Origin of the sequence: Qipengyuania rhodophyticola (assembly GCF_042493225.1) — a bacterium.
GTDB lineage: Bacteria > Pseudomonadota > Alphaproteobacteria > Sphingomonadales > Sphingomonadaceae > Erythrobacter.
In genome coordinates, this window is record NZ_CP170454.1 from 1,730,547 (window position 1) to 1,744,317 (window position 13,771).

9 protein-coding genes and 1 tRNA gene are annotated in these 13,771 nt (G+C 57.3%); 6 read left to right on the forward strand and 4 right to left on the reverse strand.

Features of this window, described 5'->3' with window-relative positions:
* Positions 1–10: 10 nt before the first annotated feature.
* From edd to zwf, 3 genes are read right to left on the reverse strand one after another with little or no spacing between them, the layout of a single operon-like run.
* Positions 11–1,834: a phosphogluconate dehydratase gene (gene edd, locus ACFCXQ_RS08180; RefSeq protein ID WP_379549566.1), complete on the reverse strand. Its 1,824-nt coding sequence runs from the start codon at positions 1,832–1,834 to the stop codon at positions 11–13.
* Positions 1,831–2,451, reverse strand: a complete 621-nt coding sequence (locus ACFCXQ_RS08185) for a 6-phosphogluconolactonase (RefSeq protein ID WP_379549568.1) — start codon at positions 2,449–2,451, stop codon at positions 1,831–1,833. The genes edd and ACFCXQ_RS08185 overlap by 4 nt, the downstream gene beginning before the upstream one ends.
* Positions 2,444–3,892 (reverse strand): glucose-6-phosphate dehydrogenase, encoded by a 1,449-nt coding sequence (gene zwf, locus ACFCXQ_RS08190; RefSeq protein WP_379549569.1) that lies wholly within the window; start codon positions 3,890–3,892, stop codon positions 2,444–2,446. Before zwf ends, ACFCXQ_RS08185 begins: the two co-directional genes overlap by 8 nt.
* A 293-nt stretch (positions 3,893–4,185) precedes the next feature.
* On the opposite strand from zwf, the gene ACFCXQ_RS08195 reads away from it, so the two are divergent.
* From ACFCXQ_RS08195 to ACFCXQ_RS08220, 6 genes are all read left to right on the forward strand, one after another.
* A complete protein-coding gene (locus tag ACFCXQ_RS08195) occupies positions 4,186–5,274 on the forward strand; it encodes a glycoside hydrolase family 5 protein (RefSeq protein WP_379549571.1) in 1,089 nt (362 codons plus the stop codon).
* A gap of 142 nt (positions 5,275–5,416) precedes the next feature.
* Positions 5,417–7,462: a prolyl oligopeptidase family serine peptidase gene (locus ACFCXQ_RS08200; RefSeq protein WP_379549573.1), complete on the forward strand. Its 2,046-nt coding sequence runs from the start codon at positions 5,417–5,419 to the stop codon at positions 7,460–7,462.
* A gap of 8 nt (positions 7,463–7,470) precedes the next feature.
* The gene (locus ACFCXQ_RS08205; RefSeq protein ID WP_379549575.1) at positions 7,471–9,615 is read left to right on the forward strand and encodes a S9 family peptidase; all 2,145 of its coding nucleotides are present in this window, start codon (positions 7,471–7,473) and stop codon (positions 9,613–9,615) included.
* A gap of 36 nt (positions 9,616–9,651) precedes the next feature.
* On the forward strand, positions 9,652–10,416 hold the full coding sequence (gene otsB, locus ACFCXQ_RS08210; protein WP_379549576.1) for a trehalose-phosphatase: 765 nt from the start codon (positions 9,652–9,654) through the stop codon (positions 10,414–10,416).
* On the forward strand, positions 10,416–12,209 hold the full coding sequence (locus ACFCXQ_RS08215) for a glycoside hydrolase family 15 protein (protein ID WP_379549578.1): 1,794 nt from the start codon (positions 10,416–10,418) through the stop codon (positions 12,207–12,209). The genes otsB and ACFCXQ_RS08215 overlap by 1 nt, the downstream gene beginning before the upstream one ends.
* On the forward strand, positions 12,206–13,585 hold the full coding sequence (locus ACFCXQ_RS08220; RefSeq protein ID WP_379554596.1) for an alpha,alpha-trehalose-phosphate synthase (UDP-forming): 1,380 nt from the start codon (positions 12,206–12,208) through the stop codon (positions 13,583–13,585). The genes ACFCXQ_RS08215 and ACFCXQ_RS08220 overlap by 4 nt, the downstream gene beginning before the upstream one ends.
* Positions 13,586–13,609: 24 nt before the next feature.
* Here ACFCXQ_RS08220 and ACFCXQ_RS08225 read toward each other — a convergent pair.
* Positions 13,610–13,684, reverse strand: a tRNA-Phe gene (locus ACFCXQ_RS08225).
* Between the last annotated feature and the right edge of the window lie 87 nt (positions 13,685–13,771).

Here is a 13,771-nt window from a genome sequence, read left to right on the forward strand (position 1 = left end):
TTAGCGCGGCTCATAGACCCGCTTCAGCGAGCATTGCGCTGCCGCCCTTTTCTGCCGGATCGCTGTGATGGCGTAGCATTGCGAAAAGCTCCCGTCCCACGCCGACGGCCGCGGGCGGGGCTACAGCATCTTCGCGCGCGTCCCATTCTGGGGCCTCGACCAGAGCCTCCAATTGGCCAGTTTCAGCGCAAACCCTTACGTGGTCGCCATCACGGAGTTTGGCCAGCGATCCGCCTTTATATGCCTCTGGTGAGACATGGATGGCAGCGGGAATCTTGCCGCTCGCACCGGACATGCGCCCGTCAGTGACGAAGGCGACCTTATATCCGCGATCCTGCAATACGCCGAGCGGGGATGTGAGCTTGTGCAGCTCGGGCATACCGTTCGCGGCGGGGCCTTGGAAGCGGACCACAACCACAACGTCCTTGTCCAGCTCGCCCGCTTTGAAGGCGTCGATTACCTGGTTTTGATCATCGAAGACGCGGCATTCCGCTTCGACCGTCCAGCGCGAGGGATCGACCGCGCTCACTTTCATCGTAGAGCGCCCCAGATTGCCCGCGAGCAGTCGCAAGCCGCCATCACTGCGGAACGGCGCGTTGACGGGCTTCAGCATGCTGTCATCACGGCTTGTGGTGACTGCATCTCGCCAGGCTAGCGCGCCGCTATCGTCCAGCTCAGGCTCGCGTGCGCCGTCCAATAGCGATCCGCCGTAGACGGTCATGATGTCATTATGTGCGAGGCCGGATTCGACAAGCTCGCGGATAACATAGGGCATGCCGCCTGCCGCGTGGAAGTGGTTCACATCGCCTGCGCCGTTAGGATAGACGCTGGAGATGAGCGGAACGACGGCGGACAGCTCGTCCATATCGTCCCAGTCGATGAATATGCCCGCCGCGCGGCCGATCGCAGGCAGGTGGATAAAGTGATTGGTTGACCCGCCTGTTGCGAGCAATCCAACGACCGCATTCACCAACGCTTTTTCATCAATACAGTGGCCCAGCGGGCGGTAGTTGTCGCCCCTCCAGCCGATTTCCGTGATGCGGTGGGCAGCTGCCCTTGTGAGTTCCTGGCGCAGTTTTTGCCCCGGATTGACGAAGCTGGAGCCAGGCATGTGGAGGCCCATCATTTCCATCATCATCTGGTTGGAATTGGCGGTGCCATAGAAGGTGCAAGTGCCCGCACCGTGATAGCTGGCGCTCTCCGCCTCAAGCAGTTCATCCTCGCCGACTTTACCCTCCGCATAAAGCTGCCGAACGCGGATCTTTTCCTTATTCGCAAGACCGGATGGCATAGGGCCTGCGGGCACCAGAATGGTTGGCAAGTGGCCAAAGCGCAGCGTGCCAATTAGCAGGCCGGGCACGATCTTGTCGCAAATGCCCAGCAAGAGCGCGCTTTCAAACATCCCATGCGAGAGGCCGACGGCCGCGCCCATGGCGATGACATCGCGGCTGAACAGCGAGAGTTCCATAGATGGCTGGCCTTGCGTCACCCCATCACACATCGCTGGCACGCCGCCAGCGACCTGCGCAGTGGCGCCGACTTCGCGCGCGAAGATCTTGATCTGCTCGGGGTAGCGACCATAGGGCTGATGTGCGCTGAGCATGTCATTGTACGCGGTGACAATGCCGATATTCATAGCCTCGCCAGTGCGAATGGCGGCTTTGTCATCACCGCTAGCAGCAAAGCCATGCGCGAGATTACCGCAACTGAGATTGGGGCGGTGGACGCCCTCATCGCGCGCTCGGTCAATCAGGTCGAGATAGCGCTGGCGGCTGTCACGTGAGCGCTCGATAATGCGGTCGGTGACTTTGGCGAGTGTGGGATGGAGGGTCATGCGTCGCTCCCGAAAATGCGGACCGGACACTTAGCTGCATTCAGCAGCCGCGTGATGGGCAAATCATGGTGCCCTGCCAGCGCATCGTAGAGCACACGGTGCTTGTCTGCGCCCTTGATGGTCAGCAACAGCGCTTTGGTCTTTAGCAGCGCAGGGAGCGTCCAGCTAAGCCGGTCAAACGGCGCCTCTGGCGGCAGCGGGTCGGGCGTGAATTGCAATACACAAGGTGACGCCTCAAGCCGCGGATCAGTGTTTGGAAAGAGCGAGGCGACGTGGCCGTCCGCGCCCATGCCAAGCCAGACGAGATCGAAGTCAGGCGCTTCCATGCCTTCTTCAAGCCGGACGATTGTCGCGCCAGTTTTGCCCAGCGCGGCGAGCAGGCGTCCGTAATTCGATGCGGGATGTTCTGGCGGGACCTCGCGGTCATCGGTCAGGTAAATAGTGGTGCCAGCCCAATCGAGATTGCGGCTTGCGAGCGCATCAAAAATGGGGAAGGGGGTGCTGCCCCCAGGCACAGCGATGGACTTAAAGCCGCTTCGTTCGATGACAGCTTCCACAAAGTCGGCAATGCCTTCAATGTCGAAATCTCCGCCAGTGGTGAGGGTAAGCTTACTCATGCCACGTTACCCCGTCGCGCTCAGTTAGAGCGATACTGGCAGAGGGCCCCCAACTGCCTGATCCATAGGCTTTGGTGGTCATATTCTCATCCGCCCAGACCTGGCGAATTGCATCAATCCAGCGCCACTGCGCCTCAACCTCATCGCGGCGCACGAATAATGTGGGGTCCCCGTCAATCAGATCGAGCAACAGGCGTTCATAGGCTATCCGGCGGCGCGCCTTGGCAAAGGCTTGCGTGAGTGAGAGATCAAGCGGCACTTCGCGCAGGACAACGCCGTCGCGGTCCATTCCCGGCTTCTTCGCCATCACTTGGAGGCGGACATATTCCTCTGGCTGGAGACGGATCACCAGCCGGTTTGCATTCAGCTTGCCGCCGCGCCCAGCAAAGATATTGTGCGGCACGGATTTGAATTGAATGATGATCTCACTGCGCCGCTCAGACAACCGCTTGCCTGTTCGCAGGTAGAACGGCACACCTTGCCAGCGCCAATTGTCTACGTGGGCTTTGAGGGCCACAAAGGTCTCCGTGTCAGAGTCTTCGCCCAAATCGTCCTTATAGCTCTCAACGGCGCCGCCGGACACAGCGCCCGCGTCATATTGCCCGCGCACCATCTCATCAGCGGAAACAGGGCGCAACGAGCGCAAGACTTTGACCTTTTCATCCCGGACGCTGGTGGCATCAAAGTCTGCCGGGGCCTCCATCGCAGTGAGTGCCAGCAATTGCAGCATGTGGTTCTGCACCATATCGCGCAGCGCGCCGGTGCTGTCGTAAAAGCCGTGTCGACCCTCAAGGCCAACAGTCTCGCTTACCGTGATCTCGACATGATCAATGCCATTGGCGTTCCACAGCGGCTCAAACATCATATTAGCAAAGCGTAGCGCCATGAGGTTCTGCACGGTCTCTTTGCCAAGATAGTGATCGATGCGGAAAATCTGATCTTCGCTAAATGCGCTGGCCACCGCATCATTGATAACGGCGGAGCTCGTCAGATCATTGCCGAGCGGCTTTTCGAGGCCAATGCGCACATTCGCGCCGGTCAGGCCCGCAGCCTTTAGCCCTTTGATCGTGGGTTCGAAAAGGAAGGGAGCAGTCGATAGAAATATCGATAGGCCGCCGGTTATATCGCCGATTTTGGCCGCAAGAGCATCGAAGCCTTCTATCGTGGAAGCGTCCAAAGGTTGATATTGAAGATGCGCGAGGAAGCTGGCGATCTTCGCTTCATCCTTGCGGTCATCGGGAAGATACGTGTTGAGCGCCTCCAACGCGAGATCGCGAAAGCCCGCGTCATCAAGATTACTCCGCGCTGTACCCACAATCCGCAAATCCTCGGCAATTAAGCCATCCTCATGCAGGGCGTAGAGCGAGGGCAGCAGCATCCGTTTTGCAAGGTCACCGGTTGCCCCGAACAAGAGCAATGCGGCAGAAGAACTTTTGGTCAAAACCTATTCCTTCATTTTCATAAATTTGCATTCAGAGCTTTGTTACCTAAACCCTTTTGTTCCCTGGCGTCTTAGAGGCCGCTTTTATGAGTGTCGATTGCCCAAGGGTTCATTTTTCTCATTTTTTTGCAACTAGGTAAGTGTTCTGATGGCAGTAATAGTGTCTTTATGCCCTCTTCCTGCCTTTGCCTAGCTTTCGAGCGTGCAAAAGCCATTCGCTGAGCGCGACACTGGACAATTATTGACAACGTAGTCATATTTCAATCTGAATCTATATCTTGGGAGGGGAACTCATGAAAACGATGATTGTGTCCGCCACTATCGCGGGTGTTTTGGCATTGTCAGGCGGCGCCTTGAGCGCGCAAGGCGCGACGCCCGAAATGGCAAAAGAACTCGCGCAAGCGGGTTCTGTTCAATCCGAAGCTGTGCCTATGGCTACTTTCGATCCGGCTGTATTTCCGCCGATGAAGCGCTGCGCCAACCTCGGCAATATGTTTGAGCAGCCCAAGGGGCAGGCTTGGGGCGGCCGCCTTCCGGTTGAGAATGATCTGAAAGAGATCGCGCTTCTGGGCTTTGATACCGTACGCTTGCCAGTGCGCTTTTCCGCCTACGCCGATACCCAAGCGCCGTATACGCTTGATGAGAAATTCATGCGCAAGATCGATCAGGTGCTCGATTGGGCAGAGAAATACGGCGTCAATGTCATCGTCGATATGCATCATTATGACGAGCTGTTTGGAGATCCGGCAGGGCATTCAGATCGGCTCATTGGCATTTGGAAACTCGTCGCTGCACGCTATGCAGATCGGCCCCAAAGCGTGCTCTTCGAAATCATTAATGAGCCGCACAACAAGCTCACCAATGATGTGGTCGAGCCGATCCTGGCAGAGGCGCTCGCGGCTATCCGCGAGACCAACCCGACGCGGCGAGTAATTGTTGGCGGTGATTTTTGGAGCGGGATTTCCTCGCTTGAAACCTTTGATCCTCCCAAAGACCCTTACGTTATTGCGACGTTCCATTTCTATGAGCCCTTCGCATTTACGCATCAGGGAGCGAGCTGGGTCGATCCATCGCCGCCTGCGCCGCGCAAGTTCGGGATCGAGGGCGATGCGGAATGGTTCAACAAGATGACCGCCGCTGTGCAGAATTTTCGGGCGCGCACGGGTGTACCGCTTTTCCTTGGCGAGTTCGGCGCGATTGACTCTGCGGATTTGACCGAGCGCACGCGGTACACATTCGCCGTACGGCGTCATGCTGAGCGGCTTAATCTGCCCTGGTGCGTCTGGGCCTATACGAATACGTTTCATGTGAAGCGTGACGATGGCTGGGTGCCGGAAATGCTTGCAGCGCTTGGACTGCCTCCTGAGGAAGACGCTGAGTGAGCGCTTCCAATCATCGGCAATCGAATTGCCATGACTGAAGAGGTGGAGGGAACCTGAGTGACAGCTAATTGACTATGGCCTGCAAGTGGGTAGCTTCGGTGCTGCAAGCTAGATTCTGGCTTTGATGTCTTAGGGGTGCTCAATGTTTCGATACTTCGTCTCAGCAGCTTTGTTGGTGGGTGCGGCCACGAGCGCAAATGCCAGCGATGAGCCGCGCCTATTCAGTGCAGAAGACGTGTTTGAGCTGGAATGGGCTGACGATCCGCAAATCTCCCCGGATGGCAAGCAAGCGGTCTACTTGCGCCGGTCCAATGACATCATGAAAGACCGGACGGTCTCGCATGTCTGGTTGGTGGATATGGACGGCGCAGGTCACGAACCCCTTCTTGCTGATAGCGGATCCTATCGGTCCCCGCGCTGGTCGCCCGATGGCACGCGCATCGCCTATATGCAGAGCGCGTTGGGCCGCACTGGCGTTTATGTCCATTATCTCGCATCAGGCCGCACGGCGCTGCTTGGCACGTTCAAGGAATCGCCGGGCAATCTGACTTGGTCGCCAAATGGCGAGATGCTGGCCTTTTCGATGGCGGTGGCGGCTGAGGGGGAGAGGCTTGTCAGCGCGCCCAAACCGCCAGAGGGCGCCAAATGGGCCAAGAAGCCGCGCGTGATCGACCGCGCGCGTTACCGGACCAATGGCGCGGGCTTTGTGGATCTGGCCTATGATCATGTGTTTGTCATGCCAGCCGAGGGCGGCACAGCACGGCAACTAACCACGGGGGATTTCAACCACGGTGGCTCATTGTCGTTTACGCCCGATGGACAGCAAATCCTCTTCTCCGCAAACCGTCAGGATGGCTGGGAACTGCAGAGCCGGGAAGCAGATGTATTTTCTGTAAGCGTTGCGACGGGAGAGCTTCGCCAACTTACCACTGCCCCTGGTGTGGAGGCCTCGCCGAAGGTATCGCCTGATGGCCGGCTGATCGCTTATCTGGGGACTAGCAATGCGCGCGAACCGTTCCTGCCGACCAATGTCTTTGCGATGGATCGCAGTGGCCGCAATGTTCGCAATCTAACCGACGGTCTCGATCGCCGCACGGGCAATTTGCAATGGCTCTCGAGCCGCGAGATTGCCTACACTTTCCAGAATCGCGGCGAGAACAATATCGGCGTGGTCACCACTTCGGGCAACCGGCGCGTTGCAGTCGAAGGAATTGGAGGCACGACGATTGGCAGGCCTTATGTCAGCGGTACTTACGATGCTGGCGAGGGCGGGGAGCTCGTCTATACAAAAGGCGGCGCAACACGCCCCGCAGACCTGTTTTCTTACAAGTCGGGCCGCACGCGGCAGCTGACGAGCCTCAACGAAGACCTTCTTGCACACAGGGACTTGGGCGAAGTGCGCAGCTTCACTTACAGTTCCTCGCTTGATGGGCTCGAGATTGACGGCTGGATTATCACGCCTCCAGGTTACCAAGAGGGCGAGACTTATCCTCTCATTATCGAGATCCACGGCGGGCCGCATCTCGCCTATGGTCCTCATTTTTCGGCGGAGCTGCAACGCATGGCGGCAGCGGGGTATGTGGTCATTTATGACAATCACCGCGGCTCGATTGGCTACGGCAGCGAGTTCGCGAACCTCTTGAAGTACAAATATTCTAGTCCCGATGACTTTGCCGATCACATGTCAGCGGTGGATTGGGCCATCGCAAATGGCTTCGCGGACGGGGAAAATCTCTTCATCGCAGGTGGATCAGCGGGCGGTATTGCTGCCGCTTATGCGGTTGGGCTCACCAATCGCTTTAATGCAGCCGTGGCAGCCAAGCCTGTGATAAATTGGGTGTCCAAGGTGCTCACGGCGGACAGCTATATTGGCCAAATCGCCAATCAGTTCCCCGGGCCGCCATGGGAGCACCTCGAGCATTATTGGGAGCGTTCGCCGCTGTCGCTGGTTGGCAATGTAGAGACACCGACAATGCTGATCACGGGCGAGAATGACTATCGCACACCGATTTCAGAGACAGAGCAGTTCTACCAAGCGCTTCAATTGCGCGAAGTGCCGAGCGTGATGGTGCGCATACCCGATACCAATCACGGCATTGCAAGCCGGCCATCGCTGCTGAATGCCAAGACGGATTATACTCTGGCTTGGTTTGAAAAGTACCGCACTGACAAAGAACAGGAAGAGTGAGAGTGCCCATGTTGAAGACCTTCCACGGAGCGGTGAGCGCGCTTTCGCTTTCTATCGCCTTGGTGCCCATCGCAGCGGTGCGGGCGCAGGAAAATACGCCCACGCCATCCACCGCACAGGGCTCAGCAAAGACCGGCCCAAATAGCACCTTTACGGGCGAGGATCTGTTCGATCTTGCTTATGCAACCGATCCGCAGATCAGCCCTGATGGCGCGCGCATCGCTTATGTCCGCCGCCAGAACGACGTAATGGCCGACCGCGTGCTCAGCTCAATCTGGATGGTTGATGCGCAGAGCGGAGAGCAAAGGCCCTTCGCGGGCGGCGATGGCAGCGCTTTCTCGCCGCGTTGGTCGCCCGATGGATCGCGGCTCGCTTATGTCTCGACTGAGGGCGGCAATGCGCAGCTGTGGGTCAAATGGCTGGATAGCGGCGAGGCTGTGCGGCTCACCGGTTTGCCAAGCAGCCCCTCAAGCATAGCATGGTCACCCGATGGCCGTTCTCTTGCTTACACTATGTTGGTCAAAGACCCCGCGCCATCGCTGGGCGCTGGGCCTTCCAACAAGCCGGAGGGTGCGAAGTGGGCCGAGCCACTTGAAATCACCGATCTCGTCAATTTCAGAGCTGACGGGCAGGGTGAACTGACGCCGGGTTTCGAGAAGATATTCACGATTTCCGCCACTGGCGGTGCGCCGCGTCAGATGACGTTCGGCAAGTATCACGACGGCGGCCCGCTCAGCTGGTCGCCTGATGGGAGCACGATCTACTTCAGTGCCAACCGTAACGCCAATTGGCAGACCGACCCTCTTGAAGGAGACATCTGGGCGCTCAATACCGGTAGCCTTGGCCTGACAAAATTGACCAACCGCGATGGCCCCGACTTTGGAGCGCAAGTCTCGCCCGATGGGCAGCGGATTGCCTATGCTGGGTTCGACGATGCAGGCCGCGCATACGAGAACACAGAATTATACGTCATGGATAGGAATGGTGAAGGCCGACGCATCCTGACGGAAGATTGGGACTTCAGCGTGGATGCATTCCAGTGGGATGCGGACTCGCGCGGCATCTACGTGCAATATGATGAGCGCGGTGAAACCAATATCGCGCGTATTGCGCTGAATGGTTCGGCAAGGACCGTTGTAGAGGGCGTCTCTGGAGGAGGCTTGGATCGCCCGTACACTGGCGGCAGTTTCTCAGTTGCCGATGATGATACGATTGCCTTTACCGGCGGCACCGCCACACGTCCTCCTGAGGTTAAGGTCAGGGGGCGCAGCGGATCGCGTTACCTCACCACATTGAACGCAAACTTGCTTGCGACAAAGACTCTTGGAGAAGTGCGAGAAATTAGTGTCGCATCCAGCTATGACGGACAAGAAGTACAAGGCTGGCTCACGCTGCCGCCCGGCTATCAAGAGGGTACGCGCGTGCCCCTGATCCTGGAAATACACGGCGGGCCTTTTGCCGCTTACGGCCCGCATTTCGCGACTGATAATCAGCTGTATGCTGCTGCGGGATATGCTGTGCTTTCGGCCAATCCGCGCGGCTCCACCAGCTATGGCGAGGCCTTCGCGCAGGAGATCGACAAGGCCTACCCAAGTCAGGACTTTGACGATCTGATGAGTATCGTTGACCGTGCGATCGAGCTCGGTGTGGTCGATCCAGACCGTCTTTTCGTCACCGGCGGATCTGGCGGCGGTGTGCTGACCTCATGGATCGTAGGCAAGACCAATCGCTTCCGCGCGGCGGCGACGCAGAAACCGGTGATCAACTGGACCACGCAAGCGCTCACGGCGGATGGCACGGGCTATTTCGGGCTGTATTGGATCGGTTCGCGTCCATGGGAAGATCCCGAGAAATTCTGGACGCAATCCCCATTATCGCTGATCGGAGAGGTCCAAACGCCGACGCTGGTGGTGGTCGGAGCTGAGGATTACCGCACACCTGTCAGCGAGGCGGTGCAGTATTACTCCGCTCTGCAATTGGCTGGGGTGCCAACAACGCTAATCCGTGTGCCGGGTGCGAGCCATGCGATCACCGCTCGCCCATCACAAAGCGCTGCCAAAGCCTCGGCAATCCTTGCGTGGTTTGAGCGCTATGCAGACGGGTGGGAGCCGAGCGATGCTGGCGATGCTAGCGATACGGGCGAAGGGCAATGAATTGACGAAGCGCGGGTGGACCTTAGGCCTTTGGCAATGAGCACTGGCCTCGCTGCTCCGCCCTCTTTGCCCGAGCTAGATGTGCACGGCCCTTGCGCTGTGTTCATCGACTTTGACGGGACGCTGGTTGAAATCGCCGAAACTCCGGATTCGATCTGTATCAAACAAGGCTTGGTGGACGATCTCAGCAAATTAGCTGAGAAGTTCAATGGCCGAATTGCGCTTGTGAGCGGACGATCGGTTGAGGATCTCTCAAAGCACTTAGGCTCGGGCCTTACGATCGCTCAGGCCGGCTCTCACGGCGCCGATAAGCGGTTAGCTGATGGAGCAGCGCTCGGTGATATCCCGCAGCCATTGCCGCAGGAGGTAATCGGCGCGCTAACGAGCTTCGCTGGACGAAACGAGCTACGCTATGAAGCCAAAACCCACGGAGGGGCGCTGCACTACCGCGAAAACCCCGCGGCAGAAAATGCGGCGCAATTGTTCGCTGAGGCAGTAGCGCACGATCACGGCCTTTCCCTAAAGCGCGGTAAATCAGTGGTTGAGCTTGTTCGTCCCGGCGCGGACAAAGGCTCAGCGGTCGAAGCGTTTATGCAGATCAAACCGTTTGCCGGCTCGACCCCAATCTTCATCGGCGATGATGTCACCGATGAAGATGGCTTTGCCGCCTGCGAGACTCTCGGCGGCTTTGGCGTTCTTGTCGGAGAGCTGCGCGAAACCAAGGCTCGTTACAGGCTTGCGTCAGTAAGCCGAGTGCATCAATGGTTAGGCCTGTCAGCATTTAGAAATCGGACAACGTAATGCAGCCAGCAAATCTAGAACTTTGGCCGGTCGGAAACTGTCAGGTTTCTGGCCTCATTGACCAGCAAGGCGGCCTCGTTTGGGCCTGCGTGCCGCGTATTGATGGCGACCCCGTCTTTTGCTCATTGCTTAATGATGACAATAGCGAAGCGGGCGTTTGGCGCTTCGAGCTGGAAGGCCAGACCAAATTTAGCCAGCATTATGTCCGCAACACGCCGATCCTTATCACGCGCTTGGAAGCGGATGATGGCAGCATAGTCGAAGTGCTGGATTTCGCGCCGCGTTTTGAAGGTAAGGGGCGGATGTACCGTCCGGTAGCCTTTGGGCGCATAGTTCGGCCCATTGCTGGCAACCCCCGCGTCAAAGTCGTGCTGCGTCCGATGCAGAATTATGGTGCCTCTCTTGCGGAAACCACGAATGGCACCAATCATATCCGCTATCTGGTGGGGCAGCAGGCATTGCGTCTCTCCACTGATGCGCCGGTGGGCTACATTTTGGAACAACGAAATTTCCGGATTGAGCAGGACACACATTTCTTCCTTGGGCCTGATGAGCCGTTTGTGGGCAATTTGCGCGATGAAATCCGGCAGATGGAGCAGTCGACCCGCAAATATTGGCAGCAATGGGTGCGTAGCCTCGCCATTCCGCTTGAGTGGCAAGAGGAAGTCATCCGCTGCGCCATCACCTTGAAGCTGTGTCAACACGAGGAAACTGGTGCGATTGTAGCGGCGCTAACAACATCAATCCCCGAGGCTCCGGACTCTGAGCGAAATTGGGACTATCGTTACTGCTGGATCCGCGATTCTTACTACACTGTGCAAGCCTTGAACCGGCTGGGCGCACTGGATGTGCTGGAAAAGTACCTCGGCTATCTCCGCAATATTGTGGACGGGGCGAAAGGCGGGCAGATCCAGCCGCTGTACTCGGTCATGGGCGAAAGCGAGCTTGACGAGACGACTGCTGCTTATCTCGCTGGCTACCGCGGGATGGGGCCCGTGCGGCGCGGAAACGCCGCTTACAAGCAAATCCAGCATGACTGCTATGGCCAGATTGTCCTACCAACTGTTCAGGGTTTCATCGATCAGCGCCTATTGCGGATGGCTGATGATCGGGATTTCGAAAGTCTCGAAGAAGTTGGTGAGATGGCTTGGGCCATGCATGATCAACCTGATGCTGGCTTGTGGGAATTTCGCACGCGTCAGGAAGTTCACACATATTCTGCGGTGATGTGCTGGGCCGCATGCGACCGCTTGGCCAATACCGCAGAATGGCTAAACAAGGCAGATCGCGCGGAGCTTTGGCGAGGACGAGCTGATGCTGTCCGCGCGAAGATTGAAACTGAGGCGTGGAAGGAGAATGGCGAAGGCGGGCACTACGGCGCGAGCTTCGAGAGCGACTATCTTGATGCCAGCCTGCTGCAGATGGTTGAGCTGCGTTTTCTCTCCCCTGATGATGAGCGGTTCAAACAGACTTTTGCAGCCGTCGAGAAACACCTGCGCCGCGGCGACCATATGCTACGCTATGCGGCGGAGGATGATTTTGGAGCGCCCGAGACTGCCTTTAACGTCTGCACATTCTGGCTGATTGAGGCGCTGCATCTGGCAGGGCGCGATGACGAGGCGCGCAATCTCTTCATGACTATGCTAACCCACACCACACAGTCTGGATTGCTAAGCGAAGATCTGGACTATGAGACAGCTGAATTGTGGGGCAATTTCCCGCAGACATATTCACTGGTCGGTGTAATAAACTGTGCCGGCCTGCTGTCTGAACCATGGAGTAAAGTTAGATAGCCCGTCTTGTTGTAATTTCGAACCGGGTAGCAGTGCCCAAGGCACGCGGCGCAGCCGGGGCACAGGGCGGGCTTTCAGGCGCTCTTAACTCGGCGCTGAAAGACTATGGCGGCATTTGGTTCGGCTGGTCCGGCCAAGAAAGCGAAGACCGCACCGGCAACATCAATATGCAACGAAGCGATGGTGTGACGACTGCGACGATCGATTTGTCAACGCGTGATATTGAGGAATATTACAACGGCTACGCTAACTCGACGCTGTGGCCACTGTTTCACTACCGGCTAGATCTGACCGAATATGAGCGCGAGACAGGCAAAAGTTACGAGCGGGTCAATGAACGCTTCGCCGAGTGCGTCACCCCTCTGATTGAGGCCGATGACCTTGTCTGGGTCCACGACTATCATTTGCTGCCTTTGGGTGAGCGGTTGCGCTCGCGCGGATTGAAAAACCGCATCGGATTTTTCCTCCATATTCCTTGGCCGCCAGCGCGGCTCTTTGTGTCGCTACCCTTTCATGAGCGGCTGGTCCGGACCATGCTCGAATATGATTTAATTGGGTTCCAGACAGAGGAATGGCTAGAGAGTTTTCTGCACTATTGCCGCAAAGAGCTTGGCGCGGAAGTCAACGAGGCAACAGGGCAGATCAGCTTTGAAGGCCGCACGACACAAGCAAAAGCCTATCCGATTGGTATCGACTGGGACCATTTCCAATCGCAAGGCGAGACTGAAGAGGCAAAAGTCGCTGAGGGCCGCCTGACAAGTTCTACTCGCGACCGGACTGCAATGGTGGGCGTTGACCGGCTCGACTACTCCAAAGGCTTGCCGGAGCGAATTGATGGTATCGGGCGATTCTTTGACCAATACCCTGACCGCGTACGCGACTTGGTGTATATTCAAGTTGCGCCGCCAAGCCGTGAAGACGTTGAAAGTTATCAAAAAATCCGCACTGAGCTCGAACAAAAGACTGGGGAGATCAACGGTGCGCGAAGCGAAGTTGACCTCGTGCCAATCCGCTATGTCAACAAAGGCTATAGCCATGCCGAGCTCTATGGTTTCTTCAGGGCATCCAAGATTGGCCTAGTGACGCCTCTTCGCGATGGAATGAACTTGGTCGCGAAGGAATATGTTGCCGCGCAAGATCCCGATGACCCCGGCGTGCTTATTTTATCTAGGTTTGCTGGCGCTGCTCACCAGCTCAAAGATGCAGTGCTGGTCAATCCGCATAGCCCCGACGATTTAAGCCATGCAATTCACAAGGCGCTCGATATGCCACTGGCTGAGCGTAAGAAGCGCTACGAGGCAATGATAGCAACTATTCGCGACGACAATGTTCAGGACTGGACCAAGCGCTTCTGCGAAGATCTGGAGCGAAAGTAGCCGAACGAGACGCACCAAGAAAAGTGGTGCCCGGGGGCGGAATCGAACCACCGACACGCGGATTTTCAATCCGCTGCTCTACCCCTGAGCTACCCGGGCATTCGCTACAGCGGCAATCAAAACTGCGTGTTGATTTGAGCGAGCAAATGAGAGCGGGCCTATGGCGAACAGGGCGGCGCTTGGCAA

What these genes read in the sequence shown, in the direction of transcription:
- edd (WP_379549566.1), bottom strand. Translation starts at nt 1,834, where the DNA reads ATGACCCTCCATCCCACACTCGCCAAAGTCACCGACCGCATTATCGAG.
- ACFCXQ_RS08185 (WP_379549568.1), bottom strand. Translation starts at nt 2,451, where the DNA reads ATGAGTAAGCTTACCCTCACCACTGGCGGAGATTTCGACATTGAAGGC.
- ACFCXQ_RS08195 (WP_379549571.1), top strand. Translation starts at nt 4,186, where the DNA reads ATGAAAACGATGATTGTGTCCGCCACTATCGCGGGTGTTTTGGCATTG.
- ACFCXQ_RS08200 (WP_379549573.1), top strand. Translation starts at nt 5,417, where the DNA reads ATGTTTCGATACTTCGTCTCAGCAGCTTTGTTGGTGGGTGCGGCCACG.
- ACFCXQ_RS08205 (WP_379549575.1), top strand. Translation starts at nt 7,471, where the DNA reads ATGTTGAAGACCTTCCACGGAGCGGTGAGCGCGCTTTCGCTTTCTATC.
- otsB (WP_379549576.1), top strand. Translation starts at nt 9,652, where the DNA reads ATGAGCACTGGCCTCGCTGCTCCGCCCTCTTTGCCCGAGCTAGATGTG.
- ACFCXQ_RS08215 (WP_379549578.1), top strand. Translation starts at nt 10,416, where the DNA reads ATGCAGCCAGCAAATCTAGAACTTTGGCCGGTCGGAAACTGTCAGGTT.